Raw genomic sequence first — 20,046 nt, 5'->3', positions numbered from 1 at the left:
AAAAGCGTGGGCCTTTTGTTTTAACACGGTAGAGATCGAGGATTTGATGAGAACCCTTCGGTTCGACAAATTCGCCGGGAGCGAATTTGGACGCACTTCAGTGCGGCCCCGAAGGGGTGGAGGGCAGGATGCCCGGAACAATCCCTCTCTCTGCCAAAAGCGTGGGCCTTTTGTCTAAATATCCTTTGTCAGCTAGCTATCTCTTTCACTGCGACTGCTGGTAAAATAGCCACACTTTCAATGCCGCTTTGCGGCTCCTTTATTTATCCCTGTTGCGGAGTGTCGATGCGTAATCTGATGGCGTTATTGCTTGCGGTGTGGCTGCCTGGCGTTGCTGCGCAAGCCTAATCAACAGTGTTGCAGGATGGCTTTGAGCAGGGAGATGAATTGCTCTGGCGCCAACTTGGCGATTGCAAAGCATTACTTGCTGTGCAGCGCTCTGGTGAGCTGGCTTTGCGATGCAAAGAAGGCAATAGTGTGTTGTTCAGTAAAAATCCGCTAAGTGAAATGGGCGTATTGGAGCTTTGGGTAAAACCACAAAACGAATTTACCAGTTACCGTATTCTGGTGCTGGTATCCGATTTGCCCTCGGTTAATGCACTTTGGCAGCCGGTAGCGCTGATAGAGCACAATGGCGGTGAGCAAAGTTACAAGGCACACCGGGTGTCAATCGATGATCCTGCCCAGCGCTATCTGCGACTGGATATTGAAGCTACTAACGGTCTGATTGATATTGACGATATTCAGATTGAGCGCATTTTGTTGTCAACGGCATTGCAAAAGAATGAACAGCGGATTGTCAGCGGCATCCTGGAAACCTTGCGTCAGGATAAACAAATTGATTTGCAGGCCGAATCATTCCGAACATTAGGCGTTAACTACGCTGCGCAGCTTGATATTCAGCGCCAGTATCTTGAGTATGCCAATGCCCTCTATGCAGGTAATGGACTGGCATTGGCGGGCTCCGAGCGCAACCGCATGGCTAATCCGATGGCATACGCCAGTTTTCGCAGCATCGTTACCGACACCAGACGGATAACGACGCCCTTGCAGCAGGCACGGTTAAACTCAATGCTAAAGCCTTTTGGCGATTTAACAACGGCGACCTTAAATGTGGTCAGTGGCGGGGTATATGCGGCCTTTGCAGAGCCTTTTAAATCTTTACTGGCTGCCAGTTTTGATAAATCGAGCTACAGCGGTGCTGGCTTAAGCCGCGCTGATCGAAAATTTGCCGAGCAGAACGGACTGAAGATTTATCAGGACGCAGAACGTTTTTTGGCTGAGCTGGAAAAAGAGTTGCAACAGGTTTCTGCACTAGAAAATGAGTTGTTGAGCATTCAGGCAAATATAGATCGCTTTCGCCGTCAACTCGAGCAACAACTGCGCGATACCTTGCAGCATGCCAGCATGGCACGCTCACAGGAGACCTTAAGTCGGGCACTGAGCAAAGATGAAACGGTGCGGCAAAAACTGATGCTGGAAGTGGCGGGCAATATCAGCTTACAGGCGAACAGCTATTTACATGAAGGCAACAATACCCAGCTGGTGCGTTTTGTTCTTAAAACCTCTGAGCAACTGGAACAAACTCAAAGCTATAAAGATCAGTTTAACGAGATTATTTCGGCAATGTTGACCTATTACGACAGGTTTGAGCGTTCAGTTAACAGCAATCAGAACCCGTTTACAGATAAAAATGATAAGCAGCTTTGGGAAACGCACGCCCAAAAAGCACGGGGCTATTTGCAACAATCCAAAAGTGCGTTTAATAGCGCATATTTGTAACATTATGGCAGTGAGTACCCGTAAATCACATCAGAAAAGCCAGAAGATTAGACATTAGCTCATTTTGACCAATACCAACTGGTCACATTATAGCGATATAGCTGGCTGTCAGGTGCTTTGAGTGCGTTTACCCAGTGCTCAGCGCCTGGCGAAGAGGGGTCGAACAACACGCAGCGGTTGTATTGTGGCTCAATGTAGATGTGTTTTTCTTCTGTGCCCATAAAAACCAACTCACCGCCGTTATTGCTCTGCCAGTCTTTGTTTAAATACAGCAACATGCATACTTGCCTGCCAGGGGAGTCATCGGCGTGTTGATTAACAAAATCACTGGCGCCTAAGCGAAAGTAATTGGTATTCAGGTCTGGCTTGTCCAGGTTGATATCGGTTAATGACACCCTGAAAATGCGTGATAACAACACCAAAAATTCGTCGCTGCGTAAAAATGATAAAAATGCCAGAGCAAGATTAGATGGAGAGCTATCGGTATCAGCCGCGTCGCGCTGCCAGAGATCCCGCTTGACAAAGCGCTGTTTGTTGCGGGTTCTCAGCCATGTCATATCATCAACATATAACGCCGAGTAGCTGTGTTTTTGCGTTAGCCAACCCGAACTCAGCTGTAAAACCTTGAGTACCTCATCAAGTTTGTCGCCATTAAATAAATCATCAATAACGATATAATTGGGGGCATTCTGAATTAACGTTTTTCGATAGGCAGAAATTGAAGCATTGCTAATTTTTTCTTTATTTAGCCACATTTAAACGACTCAATACTCAAGTTGTATAACGTTCTTATGGCCACAACAAGTTGACAGATGGTTGCTAATACTTGTGAAGCGATTGTAATTAATATAGGAAAAGGCTGCCGTTATGGCAGCCCATCTGAGCAATTAATTAGTTAAAACTTGTCTTAAAATCTTCAGACCCAGCTAGTCAGATCTAAACTGACTAACATTGAAGGTAAAAACACTGCTCCTATCCAGCAAGCCACCTTGTGTATCGTCATACACATTATCACACCTCGAAACACCGCGGCCACATAAGTTACCCGGGATCCGAGAGCCTGTACTATGGCGTGATGTATACATATTTAGTGAATTCAGCTGAGTGACGATGTTGCTGAGTTCTGAGTTTACATTAAATTTCTGACCTGCAACTTTTATAATTTCAAGATTATCAAATTGCTTTAAATCGGCGAGAACTGGCTGCAATAAAGCCATTAATTCTTCGTTCACAGGTGTTTGTGCTGCTGGTTTAACATATTGCTCAAGTGACTGGATAATTTCATCAAGTCGCTGACGCGAGTCGGCATAGCCCTTTAATGCCAGGTTTTTATATAAGCTGCCGGCCCGGGCCAGATCAGCTTCTACAGCCACACCACTGGCCAGTAATTGCGCCAGTAAGTAACGAGCAGGGCTGTAATACTGCTCGTTGGCTAGCTCTAATAAGCTAATAGCTTCTTTGTCTGTTTCAGATGAATTTTGTGCGAGCAAAATTTTAGCTTTATCAGTTAGCGCCGGAGGGAAATTTGCCTTAACCGCCTGGTCTAACAACATATCTGCCCGCTCAATATCTTGTTCATAAATAAAACCTTCGCGCAGCCAAATCGAAAACTGGTGCATACCCATGGGTTCGCGCCATTTAGCCGCCATAGAAATGTACCGACGGGCTTTTCTTGTGTTTTGTTCCACTCCATCACCAGTGGCATAGGCCACCGCAACTATGGTGGCGGCTTCACCATTGCCATAACGCGCCATCCTTTCCAGTTTTTTAAAGTCAGCCTGGCAACTTTCGCTCTGGCAAAAACCGTTATTACTGTCTGTCGCTATAACGGCAGTAGCTGAAAAGGAGATGGTCGTGGCAAGGCTCATTATTAATATACTTACCAGAGAGGGTATAACGACTTTAAGTGTTTTGTTCATTTTGTGATCCCTTTAGTGAGCTATGTTAAAACAACAACACAAAGTTTATTAGAGGTATAAGGTGCAAGCACCTAACCTCGATTAACAACGGTTTTAAATATTCTGGTATTAAGACTCATGTTCAGCTCAATACGTTTTAAAAGACGGTGTACGTCATTAAATTGTGACAGCTATAACTTATTTTTATTAAAAAAGCATACAAGATAATCTAATATTGTACAAATTTCTCAAAACAGTTCAGCTTAGACTAAGTTTTGTCGGCTTATGCTTAAGCGGTAATGTTATTTTTTGATGAAAATCGGAGGCCACAATGAGTGCCGCAAATTTAAGCCCCTATACTCAGCCACACTTTTATTTTAAACAACAACGCACCGTTGATTTAACCCAGCAAGAGCAGCAGGCGTTAAACCAGATGTGGCAGTCTGAAGAAGAGCAGGCGTTAGCCGTAAAAGCAAAAGAAACCGATACGGCTCACTGTGCTGTGTTGGGATATAACTAAGTTTTTAGATTTAATGGTCGCTGGCACAGTGAGTCAGCTGCAGCCATGAGCTACTTTGCAGTCGGACCAGTGTATTAAAGTCTTCTGCCAGCCGGCGCAGAGACTACACTTAAGCCGAGAAGGGGCGTATGCATCAGTCTATCGACTTTTGGCAACCTCTTTGATACTGGCAGTACGCCATAATAGTAGTGATATAGAGTAAGTGGCTGATGCTGTCTTGGGTTCTGTGTTAACAGGAGTCGCGACCATGAGTTCTAAATATTACGAAGGCAACTGGAGTGAGCAACGGGCAATGGCCAAGCTGGAGTGGGATAAAATCAGCTATGCTGAACTGGAGCAAACCCGGGGTAACTTTGAAGAGTTAGCCGATTTAGTGCAAGAGCGTTATGGCTTAGACCGTAGTGATGCCATGCAACAGGTAGAAGATTTTTTTAGCCGCTTTTAGCGCATACTGCAGAGCCCCGGCTCTGCAGTTTTTCCTATCCTCAGTTACCTGACTTCACCTGGCCAATAGGGTATACTGCATGCTGTTTTTTGTTAGCAGGTATTGTTATGTCGACGTCTTCTTTTTTACTTTGTATGGCACTCTTGGGTGCGGGTTTTATGGTGCAGGCGAAAAACGTTAATCTGGAAACTACCATGAAAACCATGGGCTTTGTTTACAAGCAAGCCAGCGAAACCTCAGATCCGGCTGAATTGGGTAAGTATGTCGCCAAGTTGCAGGACTTAGTTCAGGATGCGAAGCGAGCGCCACTGCCTTCGGATAAAGCCGAGATATACCTGCAAGGCCTGAATAAAGTGTTAGTGGTGTTAGACGATACTGCCCGGGCGTTAGCGGCCGAAGATATGGCGCTGGCACAACAGCAGTTAAAGCAGGTAGAAAAATTACGGCAACAGTATCACCGTGAACGGCGTTTTAGTATCTGGCGCATGATTTTTGGTCGCTATTAAACCAGTTTAAAGCAGTTGTATGGTGGCAGTTTACTGCCATACACCCAACCTTTGCCCCTGTAATAATGCCTGTCTAAGTAAACTTTTACTGCGCTGTTGGGTAGGGCTGTTATCATTTAACCAGTAAATAAAAGTACTGACAAAAATACTGCTCAGGCACAGTTCCTGGGCAATGCGCTGCACAGGCCCGCCACTGATATTGGCCGCATGCATAAACCATTGTACGGTCCGGCTAATGCGCAACACGCCGGCCAGTTGCAGGTGAATATGGCCAGGCTCCAGTTTATATAGCAACATCTGGCCACTTAATTGCCGATGGCCAGCCAACATATGTAACCAGGTTAATATCACCTGCTCAATTCGTTGCCAGGCCAGCTGAGGCGGCTGGCTCTGCGGATACAGACTCAGCGTACGGCAATCGGCCAGATCAAACCAGGCATCGACAATATCGTCTTTTTGGACAAAGTGCTGATGAATATCAGCCAGAGTCAGTTGCTGTCGTTCAGCCAGTGTATGCAAGGACATGGCTTCCCAGCCAGTGTGTTCCGCCAATTGTATCGCGTGTAGCAGTATGCTGTGTTTATCTGCCATCATTTAGAGCCATATGCCAGTCAATACTAGCAGTATGGCTCAACTGTGTGGCTAACGACAACCTTAGCCGGTAACGCCTGCATAGACGTTTTGTACATCGTCATCGGCATCAATGGCGTCTAAAAAGGCTTCTACTTCAGCCAGCGCCGCCTCGTCCAGTTTTACCGGATTATTGGCTCGATACACCAGCCGGGCAGAGTTAACCTCATAACCAAACTCAGGCAGGGCTTTACTTACCGCATCCAGATCGGTGGGTTCAGTTAAAAAAATGACTTCGTTATCGTCTGACAGTTCAAAATCTTGTGCGCCGGCTTCAATAGCAGCCAGTTCGGCATCAGCATCCGCATTAGCCGGTACGGCTTCAATTTGTCCCAAATGTTTAAAATCCCATGAGACTGAGCCAGATGAGCCTAATTGTCCCTTACGGAACAACAAGCGCATACTTTGGGCGCTGCGGTTTTTATTGTCGGTTAAGCATTCCACTATGACCGGTACCTGATGCGGCGCAAAGCCTTCATAGGTGACAGACTCATAGTTTACCGGGCCATCCAGTAAGCCAGCCCCTTTTTTAATAGCCCGCTCCAGCGTGTCTTTAGGCATAGAGGCTTTTTTGGCGGTTTCAATGACCGAGCGCAATTTAGCGTTCATATCCGGATCGGCTCCGTTACGGGCAGCTACCGCAATTTCTTTTGCTAATTTGGTGAAAATCCGCCCTCTGGCATTGGCGGCATCTTGTTTATGTTTGGCTTTCCACTGAGCACCCATAAGACTGATCCTGTTCGTTAAAATACAATAGCGCTAAAAGGCGCCTAGTCTAGCGAATAGCAGCCTTTTATAGCAACCAAAGGCCAGATAAATCTTTTTACTAAAAAGCATGCTGCCGCAGCAAGCATGGAAAAGGCGCAGAGGTCGGCTGCTGTGTTGCCAGGAAATATTCTGCCTGGCAAAGTGAACCTTAACTATTTTTTTTAGTATAAAATTCAAGGTCACTTTTTACACCATAGCCTATGGGCTAAGGCACAGAGCAGCTAATGATGAGCTTTAAATTCAAAGGTGTTATTTTTGATTTGGACGGTACTCTGGTGGATTCCAGACTGGATTTCAGCCAAATTTGCCTTGATATCGGCTGGCCGGTTGGTACGCCCTTGCTGGAGCAATTAAGTCAGCTTAGTTGTCAGCAGGAAGCGGCCCGTGCCAATGATATTATCCGTCAACATGAATTAGCCGGTGCAGCAGCGGCCAGTTGGATGCCGGGTGCCAAAGAAACCTTGCTGCAACTGAAGCAGCGCGGCTTACCATTGGCCATTCTTACCCGCAATATGCGTGAGGCTACCCGGCTTATGTGCCAGCGGCTGGAAATTCCAATAGAGGTTATTTTAACCCGTGAAGACTGTGCGGCTAAACCTGATCCCGAAGGGTTGCACAAAATCGCAGCCCAGTGGCAACTGCCCACAGAGCAATTAGTCTATATCGGTGATTATCTGTTTGATCTGCAGGTCGCAGCCAATGCCGGTATGGCATCCTGTTTATACATAAATCAACATAACCAGCATTTTTTACCACAGGCTGATTACAGTTTCCGGCATTATGCCTATTTTATCGACGAATTGTCTGAAAAAGTTGCACTTTAGCGGCTTATCGCCCTATATTAACCGGCTAATACAGAGCAAATTAATTCGGCGGTAAGCTTTGCTACAACGTTTAAAACAAGATTTTTATCTGGCCATGATCAGTCTGGCTGGGTTAATTATCATCTTGTTTCTTACCCCTTATGGCATTTTTCGGTTATTTACCGGCAATCTGGTGGTCGGTATTGCTGATTTGGTAATGGTAGCGGTAAGCCTGATATCAGTCCTGTATGCCTGGCGCACTGGCGATACGGTCCGGCCCGGCCAGTTTATGGCCGTGGCGTTTTGTATTGGTGCCAGCCTGGTGTGTATTAACCTGGGCTTAGATGGCCTGTTTTGGGTGTACCCTTTTGTTGTTTTTATCTTTTTTCTTGTGCCCCCGTTAAAAGCCTTATTATTATTACTCACCACCTTGTCCGTGCTAATTGGCTATGGCTTAATGTTTGAAGGTGAATTGTTTGCCACACATTTTCAGTTAACCTCCTTTGCTGTTACTACGGGGTCGACCAGTTTTTTTGCTTATATGTTTGCTTATCGCACGCAAATGCAACGCAAGGCACTTAAAAAGCTGGCAACTATAGACAGCCTGACCGGCGCGGCCAATCGCAGAACCTTAAATAAAGCATTGGAAGAGGCTATTGCGCAACAACAGCGTAAAGGCCGACCTTATGGCCTGATGTTGCTTGATTTAGACTATTTTAAGCAGATTAACGACAATTATGGCCATAAAGTGGGCGATGATATCTTGGTAAAGTTAGTGCCAATCCTGAATAATTTAACCCGCCAAACCGACAAAGTGTATCGCTTTGGTGGCGAGGAATTTGTGTTGTTGTTCGATGACATTAAGCCGGACGCATTGCATGCTTTAGCTGAAAAAATCCGACAGGGTGTGCAGCAGCAATTACTGCTGCCTGATGGCAAGGCGGTCACCTTATCCGCAGGCTTAGCCTTGCTTGCGCCAGGTGAAAACTGGGAAGCCTGGTTACATCGTGCTGATATGGCCCTGTACCAGGCCAAACACCAGGGCAGAAATCAGGTGATACTGGCAGACTAGTCGCAGCCAGGTGAGTTGATATAGGGCTGCAATATGCCCGCCATACCATTGAGCACTTGTAACGGCAGAGCCGAAGTAAATGAAAAGCCTTCCGCTGCCGAACCTGGCACATACACACTTATTACCCCAAAATAATTATCACTTAAATGAAACACAAAGGTCGCAGTACGATTAATGGCCGTGGATTGGATGGTTTCTCCACGCGATGACACCAGTGATAAACGGTTATCGCCAGTGCCGGTTTTACCACCAATAAAGGGCGCCAGCCGGCCTTGCGGCATTGGGTAGGCACTTTGTAAACGTCGCCCGGTGCCCTCTGTTACCACCTCAGCCAAGGCTTCTCTAAGCACCTGTGCTACTTCTACCGGCATCACTTGCTCGGCTTTTTCGCTGTTGCGCAGTAAGCGGGTGTAATAGGGAGTGTCTTGGGCAAAGGCGAGTTGCTCAATACGATACAGTGGCTGTCGGCGGCCATCATTAACAATAATGCCCATAAGCTCAGCCAGCGCCGCCGGCCTGTCGCCCGAACTGCCAAGGGCGGTGGCCAGTGACGGCACCAGAAAGTCAAAGGGGTAGCCCAACCGTTGCCAGCGTTGATGTATATCCCAAAAAGCTTCAATTTCCAGCATGGTACGAATACGGGTGTCGCGGGCACTGCGTGATTGCGTGCGGAACAACCATTGATAAGCTTGTTGCCGTGCATTGGCACTGGCATTAATGGCCTCAGACAAGCTGGGCGTGGGCTGTTGCTCTAAATAAGCCAATAGCCAGAGTTCAAGCGGATGACTGCGTGCCAGATAAGCCTGATCCGGTAGACTAAAAGCATCAGCCGGGTATTTTTTATATAAGGTGCGCCATTGTGAGTCAGTCAGCGTGCTGTCAGGCAGTTGTTGGCGCATGCGTTTAATAAAGGTTAGTTCATCGTGCGCCGGGTAGATAAAGCGATAGCTGGCCGCCAGTCGTTCTGGTGTTTGACGCAGGCCACTAAAAAAAGTGTGTAAGCGCTGCTCTGACGTTTGATTACGGTATTTACGCCAGAAGCGGCCTAAAAATACTACGCCTTCCTGCTCAGCAAAGCGACGTAAGTACTGATCGCGTCGCGGATCCTGATCATTTTTCAGCAACTGGTAGCTGCTGTTCTCGCCATGGTGAATAATGTACTGCACGATATCCTGGGTTAGTCGTACAAAGGGCAGGTTAATTGACTCCTGCAGCGACTGGCGTAACGTGGGGGTTAAACTGTCTTCTTCACGCCGGAAATTGCTAAAGGTATGTAAGCCGCCACCGGTAAAAAAACTACTGCGGGGATCGGCTGAATAGCTGCGCTCAAGCGCCGCGTTCAGCATGGTTGTTAATGCAACGCCAGGTTGCTCGATAAGATAGCTGATAGCCCACTGCGTCAGTTGGTCTTGCGGTGCAATATCCAGATAACGCAGTTGCTCTGGCGCTTCTTCGGCATAAAGTTGGTGCAGTTCGGCAATAATGTCCAGATAGGTCACCAGCATGCGTAACTTGGCGGTAGAGCCCAGCTCCAGTTTACTGCCTTCGTTTAAATCAAAGGGTTGATTGTGCTGATTATCCGTTTGGATCCGCAGTTTATTGCCCATTGCCGTGCTTTGATACAAGGTAAAACTATAACGGACTTGAGCAAGTTGCACAGCGCTTAGCAAGCGATGACCGATTAAGCCGGCTTTGCTGGCACCGGCTTCACTGGTCAATTGCTGTAAATAGTCGCCTACCGCCTGTTGCATGGTTAAATCCAGCGTACTGTGCGCCGTTAAATCTAAGCGGTCCAACTGATACAGGCTCTGATTAAGCAAACTGGCCAGCCGGCTGCGCAGCATAGTGGCAGTTTTATCAAACTCACGAGGCTGGTTAAGGCTGGCTTGAGTATCAAAGGTTAAGCGGGCGCGGGCGGCCGCTTCGAACTGACTTTGGCTGATAAGCTGATGCTGACGCAATAAACGCAAATGGCTATCTACCAGCTGCTCTAAATCGGCACGGCCTGATAATAAATAATAGGACGGACGACGCTGTGCAATGATCAGCGCCAAACTTTGCCGCAGCGCCAGCCCTTGCTCGGCAGAGCTTTGTGGCTGCATCAGTAATTGGTTTACCTGAGCAGGATTGGCATTAAACCAGGCTTGCGGGCCTTCACCCAGGCCATGTACTTCACCCAATTGTGGCGTTGCCGCCAGCGGGACTGTATTAAGGTAATGCAAAATAATCTGGCGGCGGCTGTGCTGGGTATCGCGGCCGTTTAAATAGGCACGGCTACTGGCGGAGACCAACTGTTTAAACTTATCGCCAAACCCGGAGGTAAAGCCCTGAGCTGAGTGCTGGTATTTTTCTATCTGAGTGGCGAGCGTGCTGCCACCGGCGGCGGGGGCATCAAAGCCCAGGCTTCTTTGTGTCTGGCTCAGTACCGCAGCGCCCAGTCGGGTCCAGTCTATGGCTGGGTTGGCATAATCTGCGTCTTGCAGTAATTGCCGGTTTTCAATAAACAACAGCATATCAACCAGCAAAGGCGCCACTTCTGCCAGTTCTTTAAATTGAAAACCGGGTTTTTGAAATTCAAATACCGGCTCAGCCTTGCAGTCATAAAGGTGTAGACCAAACTGCATTTTTTGTGGGTAGGGTGGGTTAAAGCCCCAGCGGGTGTAGCGTAACAGCGCCGGTGAAAAGCGCTGTTGTTACTGAATGTGAAAGCCCGCCAGGGTTAATCTGGGCAACCAGTCTGCCAGTAAACTGTAACCGGCGCGCTGATCGAAGGGACCGGCCTCGGGGTAGTGCACCGCCTCGGTTTGGCCAGACAGCAACTGGTAGCTTAAGCCTTGTGCCAGATTATGCCAGAACAGCGATTGCAGATAGCTGCTGCGGTATTCCATAAAGCCGGCAAGCAGCAACAAGGCTAGCAGTAAAGCACAGAGCCAGCGCCGCCAGGCAAAGGGTTTGGCCGCAGGCGGCGCAGGTCTTTCACGCACATTATCAAACTTCATCCGTTGCAATAACGGTGGTACCGCTAAATGCTCATCAGCTGGCTGGCCAGATTTGGACTTACTCATAATGCTGCTTTATTCTACCTTTCAGATGTTCAGGTTTCTCAAGTTTGATAACAGGGTGATTACAACTGCTGCTGACGCAGTTGTTCCGCCCGGGCAGCACGCTGTGGATCGCTGTGCACTTGCCAGCCGGCTAATTGTTCGCCTATCAGCTGGCACAGGGCATCAATGTGTTCAGGGCGGTCATTTAGGGCACTGATGTATTCATAACGTTTACCGCCAGCCTCTAAAAAGTACTCTTGGTTTTCTTCGCCAATTTCCTCGATGGTTTCCAGACAATCGGCGGCAAAACCCGGGCAAAAAATCTGCACTGAACTGACACCCTGTGCCGGTAAGGCTTTTAATGTGTGATCGGTATAGGGTTTTAGCCACTCTTCGCGGCCAAAGCGTGATTGAAAGGTGGTCATATACTCATCTTTATTGAGTTGTAATGCCTCAGCCAGCAGCCGCGAGGTTTTATAGCATTCACAATGGTAAGGGTCGCCATTCAGTAAGTAGCGTTTAGGAATACCATGATAAGAAAAAATCAGTTTATCGGCCCGGCCATGGCTTTGCCAGTGCTCGCGTATCCGTTGTGCAGCCGCAGAAATAAAGGGGGCATAATCATGGTAATGGCTAATAAAGCGTAAGTCAGGCAACCAGCGGCGTTGTTTAAAATCATCTGCTAAGGCATCAAAAGTAGAACCGGTGGTCGCAGCACAGTACTGTGGGTACAGTGGCAATACCAAGAGTTTACGTACCCCTTGTTGCAGCATCTTATCCAGTACTGCTGGTACACCCGGGTTACCGTAGCGCATGGCAAAATCTACCACCAGATTGTCGTGCCCCAAACTGGCTAAGCGCTCTGCTATGGCAGTGGTTTGATGCTGAGTATGAAATAATAAGGGTGAGCCTTCGTCAGTAAACACCGTCGCATAAGCTTTGGCTGAGCGGCGCGGCCGGATATTTAAAATAATGCCATGTAAAATACACCACCACAGCAGGCGGGGTACCTCTACCACCCTGGGATCAGATAAAAATTGTTTTAAGTAGCGGCGAAGTGCTTTGGGGGTAGGAGCATCAGGCGTGCCGAGGTTGGTTAATAACACCCCGATTTTGTCACTTTGCTGATGAGAATACTCTTTGGTATTGATATAACGCATAACGGCTTGATCTCATGCTAATAAAAAGAAAGACTTACGCAAAAGCCACTGCAGTGGTTTATTAAGCGCGACATCTTGCCGTTTTATCGTATCAGCTGGCCGATTGACGGCAGAGTGCCTTGAGTTTTCACCACGCTCTGCGTAGGCTGTTAGCTTATCACAGGAGAGAAACAAAATGCCGGGAATTACACAGTCTTTTATTGCTAAGCTAAGGCCGATATTATGTTTTATCATGGCGTTATTGCTGGGCGCGGCGCTGGGGTCTTTGTTACAAAGCCAACTCAACCTAAGTGCTATCGCCGCTATCAGTGGCCCGATAACCTCAGCTGACCGGCTCAGTACCATACAATTTGATTTACGGCACTTTATGCCGACTTTAGCGGCCCTGATGGCCATGCCTTTGCTAATGGCTATTTTGCTGGCCGGCTGGCTCCGGCGGCGCCAACCGATGTTACCGCGCTCGTTGTACTTTTTACTGGCAGCAATGGGCTTTTACCTCACCTTGCTGATTATCAACCAGCTGGCACCTATGCCAACGTTAATTGCCGCTAACCGCACCCTGCTTGGCACCCTGGGGCTGTTAGCCGCCTGTGGACTGGCGGCCTGGTGTTTTGCCTGGTTAGCTGAGCGTTTAAGGAGAAACTCATGACTAAATATGGCCATCTTTTGCTGAGTGTGATGCTGGTAAGTTTTAGCAGCAGCGCACAAACGGATTATCAGGTGCAAACTATTGCTGAGGATCTACATTACCCCTGGGCACTGGCGCCGTTAGCCGATGGCAGCTTTTTAATCACTGAACGCAGCGGTCAGTTAAAAAAGCTATCCCCAAGCGGTGACACCCTGTTTAGTCTTCAGCCCGCCTTGCCTGAGTTGTTTGTCGCCGCGCAGGGCGGTGTATTAGATTTATTGCTGTTGCCTGACTTTGCCGATAGTGGCCGCTTATTACTGAGTTATTCCTGCGGTACCTTAGCCGCCAACAGTACCTGTTTGGCCAGTGCGCAGCTAAGGGGCGATAAGTTAGAGGCGATCAGGCCGATTTTTCAGGCGCAACCCTTGCGTCGTGGCGCTGCCCACTATGGTGGGCGCATGGCGTTATTGCCTGATGATACCGTGGTTTTAACCTTGGGTGATGGCTTTGACTATCGCGAGCAGGCACAAAATAAAGCCAATCATCTGGGTAAAATTGTGCGTGTGGCATTGGATGGCAGTGTACCAGGCGATAATCCCTTTGTTGGCGAACCGGCTGTTGCCGCAGAAATATACAGCCTGGGCCATCGTAATGTGCAAGGCATTGTTTATGATGCAGATAACCAACAGCTACTGAGTCATGAACATGGCCCACGCGGCGGTGATGAGCTGAATGTGCTGTTACCGGGTCAAAACTATGGCTGGCCAGTAGCCAGTCATGGTATCGATTACACCGGTGCGCGTATTTCACCCTATACCCAGTTTAGCGGTATGACCGATCCGCTGTATGTCTGGACGCCCTCCATTGCGCCCTCAGGTATGGCGCTTTATCAGCATGCACGTTTTAGTCAGTGGCAGGGCAACTTGTTTATTACGGCGTTGGCCGGTAAACGGCTGCATCGGCTTACGCTGCAGGATGGTAAGGTAGTGGCTGAGCAACAGATGTTGGCAGAATTAAACAGCCGGCTGCGCGATGTGCGCAGCGGGCCAGATGGGTCTATATATATATTAACCGACAGTGAGCAGGGCAAGTTGCTGCGGGTCACGCCTAAATAGCGCCCAAATAACGCCGAGATAACGCCTTAGTGCTGATGGCCGCCTTCGCCATGGGCATGGCCATGGGCGATTTCTTCTGCGCTGGCTTCGCGCACCTTTAAAATGTTTATGTTAAAGGTCAGGGTTTTACCGGCCAGTGGGTGGTTAGTGTCAATGTCAGCTTTAAACATACCCACTTTTACCACTGTTACCTGGCGCTGGCCGTCATCGGTTTGCACCCAGGCTTTCATGCCTGGCTTCCATTTTTTGGCGCCATGCAGGTATTTCACCTGAATACTCTGAATGGCATCGGCTTTGAGCTCGCCATAGGCATCAGCCGGGGCCAGGGTTAGCTCCAGGCTGTCACCTTCTGTTTTGCCTTCCAGTGCCGCTTCCAGTTTCGGCAGCATTTGCTGCTGACCATGCATATACAGCAGCGGCGTACTTCCGGCAGAGTTTTCTAACTCACCTGTTTCATCGCTTAAACTATAGTGAAATTGCACAACGGCATTGTTACTAATCTTCATAATAAGTGGCTTTTGCTGAGAAATAGGCTAACTAGTATAACGAACTGCAGTGCAAAACCGAAGCCTGCTATAAAACTGCTCCTTTCTGATTGAAAGGAGCAGTGGCTGGTTTAACTGGCCGCTTTCATTTGCTGAACAAAGCGTTTGAGCTCTGTCAGTAAGGTGGCAGGCTCAGCCAGATGTTGCTCAAGAATTTTGACAATAGCCGAGCCACAAATGGCACCGGCTGCACCACTGTCTATGGCGTTTCTGACCTGCTCTGGCGTAGAAATACCAAAACCGAGCAGCGGTGGTGCCGGGTTATAAGCGTTAATGCGGGCAATCAGCTCGGCCGTTGGCATCGCCGCTTTGGTTTCAGCGCCGGTAACGCCGGCACGGCTAAGCAGATAGGTATAGCCGCGGCCATAAGAGGCAATAGCGCGCAAGTCATCATCATCGACATTTGGCGGTACGATAAAAATTGGCGCGATATCGTGTGCCATGGCGGCCTGGCGGAACAGCTTACTCTCATGTAGCGGCACATCGGCAATTAATACTGAATCGACGCCGGCCGCGGCAGCCTGCGCATAAAAATGATCGATTCCCCGCGCCATTACCAAATTGGAATACAGTAATAAACCAATAGGGATAGTGGCATGGTATTGGCGAATTTTGTGAATAATGTCAAAGCTGATAGCCGGTGTTACTCCGGCGGCCAGCGCGCGGATATTGGCGTTTTGAATAGTCGGGCCATCGGCAATAGGATCAGAGAAGGCAAAACCCAGCTCCAGTGCATCGGCGCCGGCATCTATCAGCGTTTTAATAATCTCAAAAGACAACTGTGGCGAAGGGTCGCCTACGGTAACAAAGGGCACAAAGGCGCCACGGCCTTCCTGTTGTAACCGGTTAAACATTTGCTGGTAACGTTTCATAGTTGCTCTCCGGCTAACACACTGTGCACATGGGCTAAATCTTTATCACCGCGCCCGGATAAATTGACCAGTAACACTAAAGGCTCGGTTGCCGCAGTGGCCATTTTAAGGGCATGGGCCAGCGCATGTGAGCTTTCCAGCGCAGGAATAATACCTTCAGCCTTGGCCAGATGTTGAAACGCGGCCAGCGCTTCATCATCGTTAATCGCCACGTATTCTGCCCGGCCAATTTGCTGTAAATAGGTATGTTGCGGACCTACTGCCGGGTAGTCCAGACCGGCTGATATCGAGTAAGACTCTTCAATCTGGCCATCGTTAGTTTGCATAATGGCGGTATAGGCGCCATGTAAGATGCCATAGCTGCCGGTAGACAGTGCCGCGCCGTGTTGGTGGGTATTAATACCTTTGCCACCAGGTTCAACACCAATTAAGCGAACACCAGGCTCTTCAATAAAATCAGCAAAGATGCCAATAGCATTAGAACCACCGCCAACACAGGCAATTACCGCATCGGGCAGCTTACCTTCTGCTTTAAGTATTTGCTGCTTAGCTTCTTCGCCAATCATCTTTTGAAATTCGCGCACTATGGTCGGAAATGGATGCGGCCCGGCGGCGGTGCCCAGCATATAGTGGGTGCTGTCGTAAGTAGCAGACCAGTCGCGCATCGCTTCGTTTACCGCGTCTTTTAAGGTGCCGCTGCCACTGGTCACTGGTATCACGGTGGCGCCCATCAGTTTCATCCGAAACACATTGGGTTGCTGGCGTTCTATATCTTTAGCTCCCATGTAAATACGGCATTTCAGTCCGAGTAAGGCGCAAGCCAGTGCGGTGGCGACACCATGTTGGCCAGCGCCGGTTTCGGCAATCACTTCTTTTTTACCCATGCGCTTGGTCAGTAAGGCCTGACCCAACACCTGATTGGTTTTGTGCGCACCACCGTGCAGCAAGTCTTCGCGTTTCATGTAAATTTTCACCAAAGGATTGGGTGATAAATTACGGCACAAGGTCAGCGGTGTCGGCCGGCCGGCATATTCGGTCAGTAGTTGCTGAAACTCGGCATGAAAGGCCGGATCTTGCAATGCATCGACATAGGCTTGCTCCAGCTGTTTTAACGCTGGTACCAATAACTGCGGTACAAACATACCGCCATATTGGCCAAAATAAGGGTTAAGCTTTAGCTCACTCATGGTGAAACTCCCGGATCTGTGAAAAGGCAGACTGGATTTTGGCCGCATCTTTGATGCCGGGCGCACTTTCCAGTCCGGAATTAAAATCAAGCCCGGCCACCGGCAGGGCGAGCGCATCGCGGCAATTATCGGCACTGAGGCCACCCGCTAACATAATAGGTTGTTGGCCTGACCGCTGCGGCTGCGTCGCTAACAGTTGCCAGTTAAAACTCAGGCCACTGCCACCGTGCTGCTGAGGATGGTAGGCATCCAGTAACACCACATCGGCCTGCGGGCTGAATGCCGGCAGCTTATCCTGCACCCGATAGGCTTTCCAAATTTGGCAAGTTGCTGGTAATAGCGCTTTTAAATCAAGTAAGTACTGCTCATTTTCATCGCCATGCAATTGCACGGCACACAGCTTAAGCTGCCGGGCAATGTCTGCTACTTGCGGTATATCGGCATCCACAAATACGCCAACATACTGCAGTGGCGCAGCTTGTTGCACCAGTGATGCTTGCTCTGGGCTGACATAACGCTTGGATGCAGGGTGGAAAATCAAGCCGCCATAATAGGCACCGGCAGCAAAAGCGGCTGCCGCGTCTTCAGCTCGGGTTAAACCACAAACTTTATGAGGGCCCAGTACCAGTTTACGGGTGGCTGCGGCTAAATCGGCTTCGGCCATTAACGAGCTACCCACTAAAAACGCCGAGGCGACCTGTGATAAATGCCGCACCTGCTGGTGGCTGTAAATGCCTGATTCCGAGACCAGGGTGCGATCGGCCGGCACTAATGCCGCCAGTTCAAAGCTGGTCTCTAAGTTGGTGCTTAAATCGCGAAGGTTGCGGTTATTAATGCCAATCAGCTTAGCGTTCAGTGCCACTGCCCGTTGGGTTTCCTCAACATTACTGACTTCAGTTAATACGGTCATATTCAGCTGAGCAGCAAGCTTAGCCAGCTGCTGGTACTCGTAATCGTTTAATACCGACAACATCAACAGTACGGCATCAGCACCACAGTGGCGGCCTAAATATATTTGGTAAGTGTCTATAATAAAGTCTTTATGCAATAGCGGTTTATCTACTAAAGTGCGCATAGTGCGCAGGTAATCGTAGCTGCCCTGGAAAAATTTTTCGTCGGTCAGTACCGAAATGCAATCAGCATAGCGGCAATACACCTCTGCCAGCTCGGTTAAATCGAACTGAGCCCGGATTAAGCCCTTAGAGGGCGAGGCTTTTTTGCATTCCAGAATAAAGCGTGGCCCTTTTTGCGTTAGCGCGGCCAGAAAATCGCGCTGGCTGGGCCTGATTTCTGCCATAAACTGTGTAAGCGGTTGCTGTAGCTTAAGCGCGGCGACTTCCAGCCGTTTGTGCTGCACTATCTTTTCTAAAATATTGGGTGTAACTGCGTTATCCACCATGACTTAGGGCCTTAAATTGTTGCAAGGTGTGCATGGCTAAGTCGCTATTTAACAGCTCCAGCACTGCCTGAGTGTTTACCTTCAGATTATCGCCACAGCCGGCAATTTTAAGCATGGCCGCCACATTGATTGCCACTGCTGCCCGATGCGCTGCCTGCCCCTTGCCTTGTAAAATAGCCAGCGTCGCCTCAGCGTTATCAGCCGGTGAGCCGCCAGCCAGCGCCGGTAATGGCGCTAATGGCACACCAAAATCGTCCGGTGTCAGGCTAAACTCGGTCAGCTCGCCGTCTTTTAACTGGCACACATAGGTATTGCCATGTAACGCAATTTCATCACAGCCACTGCCATGCACAACCCAGGCGCGCTTAACCCCTAATTGTTGTAAGGCAGATGCCATCACCCGGCACAATTTAGGGGCGTACACGCCTAACAACTGGTAATCCGGCGCGGCCGGGTTGACCAGTGGGCCTAACAGGTTAAACAGGGTGCGGCTTTTCAGTGCCTGGCGCACCGGCATCGCATGTTTAATGCCGGCATGGTACTGCGGGGCAAATAAAAAGCTGCAGTTGCTGCTGGCTAAGGCTTTAGCCGCCTGCTCGGGTGACATCTGAATATTGACACCCAGTTGCTCCAGCAAATCGGCAGAGCCAGATTGCGATGACACGCTGCGGTTGCCATGTTTCACCACTTTTAAGCCCATGGCGGCAGCCACTATGGCGGCGGTGCTGGAAATATTAATGGTATTGCTGCCATCACCACCGGTACCGCAGCAATCAATGCTGCCACTAATATCAGTGACAAAAGGGGTGGCGGCAGCGCGCAGGGCTTGGGCTGCCCCAGCAATTTCATCGGCCGTTTCACCGCGCATTTTAAGGGCGACTAATAAAGCCGTTAACTGCACCGGCTCGACCTGGCCTTGCACCACCGCACTGAAAAACTGCTCGGCCTGAGCAAAACTTAAGGGCTGGCCGCTCAGGCTATGCTGTACCGTACTCAGCACGGCGTCTGGCATGACGGTGTTTTGTGGTTTGACCACATCACTGCTGTTCATTCATTACCTCTACTATTCATCGAGCTGTCGCTGCTCATCAAGCTTGCGCGTCCCAGTAAATATTCAATACTCTGCTTCAACAAGGGTTTACCCAGTGTGGTCAGAATAGACTCGGGATGAAACTGAAAGCCTAACATGCATGTTGATTCGTTAATTACCGCCATCGGGATATGCCGGTCATGGGCCAGCAAGGTTAAGTTGTCGGGCATGTCAGTAGCCATTAATGAGTGATAGCGCGCCACTAAAAATGGGTTGGGTAAACCGGCAAATACCGGGTGGTGCTGCAGCTTAATGGCCGACGTTTTACCGTGAACGGTTTCGCCGGCGCGGCCCACTACGCCACCAAAGTGCTCCACAATGGCCTGATGTCCAAGACAAATGCCCAGCACCGGATAGCGGCCGGCACACAGCGCCAATAAAGCGGGCATAGAGCCGGCATCCGCCGGGCTGCCGGGGCCGGGTGATAACACCAACAATACTGGCAGCGTTTCTGCTTGCATTTGCGCCACGATATAGTCGGCAGGCACGGTATTACGATACAACTTAACCGGGTAACCCAGCTGCGCAAATTCATCTACCAGGTTGTAGGTAAAGGAGTCGATATTATCCAGCAAATAAATA

General features: G+C 49.2%; 21 protein-coding genes. 8 read left to right on the top strand and 13 right to left on the bottom strand.

The genetic code is table 11. The features are described from left to right. Positions 1-354 precede the first annotated feature (354 nt). The gene (gene bdpA, locus V7D78_RS08875) at positions 355-1,782 is read left to right on the top strand and encodes a BAR domain-like protein A BdpA (RefSeq protein WP_333608091.1); all 1,428 of its coding nucleotides are present in this window, start codon (positions 355-357) and stop codon (positions 1,780-1,782) included. Between the two features lie 59 nt (positions 1,783-1,841). On the opposite strand, the gene V7D78_RS08870 is transcribed toward bdpA, so the two are convergent. Together V7D78_RS08870 and V7D78_RS08865 are read right to left on the bottom strand one after the other, a co-directional pair. Next, positions 1,842-2,537 (bottom strand): 2OG-Fe(II) oxygenase, encoded by a 696-nt coding sequence (locus V7D78_RS08870; protein ID WP_333608090.1) that lies wholly within the window; start codon positions 2,535-2,537, stop codon positions 1,842-1,844. Positions 2,538-2,708: 171 nt separating this feature from the next. Further along, a complete protein-coding gene (locus tag V7D78_RS08865; RefSeq protein WP_333608089.1) occupies positions 2,709-3,701 on the bottom strand; it encodes a tetratricopeptide repeat protein in 993 nt (330 codons plus the stop codon). Positions 3,702-4,011: 310 nt separating this feature from the next. Here V7D78_RS08865 and V7D78_RS08860 point away from each other — a divergent pair, with 310 nt between their 5' ends. The 3 genes from V7D78_RS08860 to V7D78_RS08850 all read left to right on the top strand — a co-directional run bounded on the left by V7D78_RS08860 (position 4,012) and on the right by V7D78_RS08850 (position 5,151). Further along, complete coding sequence (locus V7D78_RS08860) at positions 4,012-4,200, top strand: hypothetical protein (RefSeq protein ID WP_333608088.1); 189 nt, start codon at positions 4,012-4,014, stop codon at positions 4,198-4,200. A 247-nt stretch (positions 4,201-4,447) separates the two neighbouring features. Beyond that, positions 4,448-4,645 carry a CsbD family protein gene (locus V7D78_RS08855; protein WP_333608087.1) on the top strand — a complete coding sequence of 66 codons (198 nt, stop codon included), beginning with the start codon at positions 4,448-4,450 and terminating at the stop codon, positions 4,643-4,645. Positions 4,646-4,752: 107 nt separating this feature from the next. Next, positions 4,753-5,151, top strand: a complete 399-nt coding sequence (locus tag V7D78_RS08850; RefSeq protein WP_333608086.1) for a cytochrome b562 — start codon at positions 4,753-4,755, stop codon at positions 5,149-5,151. Positions 5,152-5,181: 30 nt separating this feature from the next. Here the strand turns inward: V7D78_RS08850 and V7D78_RS08845 are convergent, their stop codons facing one another. Continuing rightward, positions 5,182-5,745, bottom strand: coding sequence for a TetR/AcrR family transcriptional regulator (locus V7D78_RS08845; protein WP_333608085.1), 564 nt, complete (start codon positions 5,743-5,745; stop codon positions 5,182-5,184). Between the two features lie 60 nt (positions 5,746-5,805). Next, positions 5,806-6,507, bottom strand: a complete 702-nt coding sequence (locus V7D78_RS08840) for a YebC/PmpR family DNA-binding transcriptional regulator (protein WP_333608084.1) — start codon at positions 6,505-6,507, stop codon at positions 5,806-5,808. A gap of 266 nt (positions 6,508-6,773) precedes the next feature. Between V7D78_RS08840 and V7D78_RS08835 the strand changes: the two genes are divergently transcribed. Both V7D78_RS08835 and V7D78_RS08830 read left to right on the top strand, forming a co-directional pair. Continuing rightward, entirely contained in the window at positions 6,774-7,373 is a 600-nt protein-coding gene (locus tag V7D78_RS08835; RefSeq protein ID WP_333608083.1) for an HAD family hydrolase, read from the top strand. Between the two features lie 58 nt (positions 7,374-7,431). After that, positions 7,432-8,424, top strand: a complete 993-nt coding sequence (locus tag V7D78_RS08830; RefSeq protein ID WP_333608082.1) for a GGDEF domain-containing protein — start codon at positions 7,432-7,434, stop codon at positions 8,422-8,424. Here the strand turns inward: V7D78_RS08830 and V7D78_RS08825 are convergent. The 3 genes from V7D78_RS08825 to hemH form a co-directional block, all read right to left on the bottom strand. Then, positions 8,421-11,048: a transglycosylase domain-containing protein gene (locus V7D78_RS08825; RefSeq protein ID WP_333608081.1), complete on the bottom strand. Its 2,628-nt coding sequence runs from the start codon at positions 11,046-11,048 to the stop codon at positions 8,421-8,423. The two genes, V7D78_RS08830 and V7D78_RS08825, sit on opposite strands and share 4 nt — an antisense overlap. 69 nt (positions 11,049-11,117) lie before the next feature. Beyond that, complete coding sequence (locus V7D78_RS08820; RefSeq protein WP_333608080.1) at positions 11,118-11,489, bottom strand: hypothetical protein; 372 nt, start codon at positions 11,487-11,489, stop codon at positions 11,118-11,120. Positions 11,490-11,548: 59 nt separating this feature from the next. Further along, complete coding sequence (gene hemH, locus V7D78_RS08815) at positions 11,549-12,628, bottom strand: ferrochelatase (protein ID WP_333608079.1); 1,080 nt, start codon at positions 12,626-12,628, stop codon at positions 11,549-11,551. Positions 12,629-12,803: 175 nt separating this feature from the next. Between hemH and V7D78_RS08810 the strand changes: the two genes are divergently transcribed. Further along, on the top strand, positions 12,804-13,277 hold the full coding sequence (locus V7D78_RS08810; protein WP_333608078.1) for a hypothetical protein: 474 nt from the start codon (positions 12,804-12,806) through the stop codon (positions 13,275-13,277). Further along, positions 13,274-14,371, top strand: coding sequence for a PQQ-dependent sugar dehydrogenase (locus V7D78_RS08805; RefSeq protein ID WP_333608077.1), 1,098 nt, complete (start codon positions 13,274-13,276; stop codon positions 14,369-14,371). The genes V7D78_RS08810 and V7D78_RS08805 overlap by 4 nt, the downstream gene beginning before the upstream one ends. Before the next feature lie 26 nt (positions 14,372-14,397). Here V7D78_RS08805 and V7D78_RS08800 read toward each other — a convergent pair whose 3' ends face one another. The 6 genes from V7D78_RS08800 to V7D78_RS08775 form a co-directional block, all read right to left on the bottom strand. Next, positions 14,398-14,877: an FKBP-type peptidyl-prolyl cis-trans isomerase gene (locus V7D78_RS08800; protein ID WP_333608076.1), complete on the bottom strand. Its 480-nt coding sequence runs from the start codon at positions 14,875-14,877 to the stop codon at positions 14,398-14,400. Positions 14,878-14,987: 110 nt separating this feature from the next. After that, positions 14,988-15,788: a tryptophan synthase subunit alpha gene (gene trpA, locus V7D78_RS08795; protein ID WP_333608075.1), complete on the bottom strand. Its 801-nt coding sequence runs from the start codon at positions 15,786-15,788 to the stop codon at positions 14,988-14,990. Next, positions 15,785-16,975 (bottom strand): tryptophan synthase subunit beta, encoded by a 1,191-nt coding sequence (gene trpB, locus V7D78_RS08790; protein WP_333608074.1) that lies wholly within the window; start codon positions 16,973-16,975, stop codon positions 15,785-15,787. Before trpB ends, trpA begins: the two co-directional genes overlap by 4 nt. Next, positions 16,968-18,374, bottom strand: coding sequence for a bifunctional indole-3-glycerol-phosphate synthase TrpC/phosphoribosylanthranilate isomerase TrpF (trpCF, locus tag V7D78_RS08785; RefSeq protein ID WP_333608073.1), 1,407 nt, complete (start codon positions 18,372-18,374; stop codon positions 16,968-16,970). The genes trpB and trpCF overlap by 8 nt, the downstream gene beginning before the upstream one ends. Further along, positions 18,364-19,425, bottom strand: a complete 1,062-nt coding sequence (gene trpD / locus V7D78_RS08780; RefSeq protein ID WP_333608072.1) for an anthranilate phosphoribosyltransferase — start codon at positions 19,423-19,425, stop codon at positions 18,364-18,366. Before trpD ends, trpCF begins: the two co-directional genes overlap by 11 nt. After that, positions 19,422-20,045 (bottom strand): aminodeoxychorismate/anthranilate synthase component II, encoded by a 624-nt coding sequence (locus tag V7D78_RS08775; RefSeq protein WP_333608071.1) that lies wholly within the window; start codon positions 20,043-20,045, stop codon positions 19,422-19,424. Before V7D78_RS08775 ends, trpD begins: the two co-directional genes overlap by 4 nt. Position 20,046: the final 1 nt, after the last annotated feature.

This window comes from Arsukibacterium sp. (assembly GCF_036735525.1).
In the GTDB taxonomy this organism is placed as follows: Bacteria; Pseudomonadota; Gammaproteobacteria; order Enterobacterales; family Alteromonadaceae; genus Alishewanella.
The sequence above is the reverse complement of the archived record's forward strand: the minus strand, read 5'-3'. Positions and strand labels throughout refer to the sequence as shown.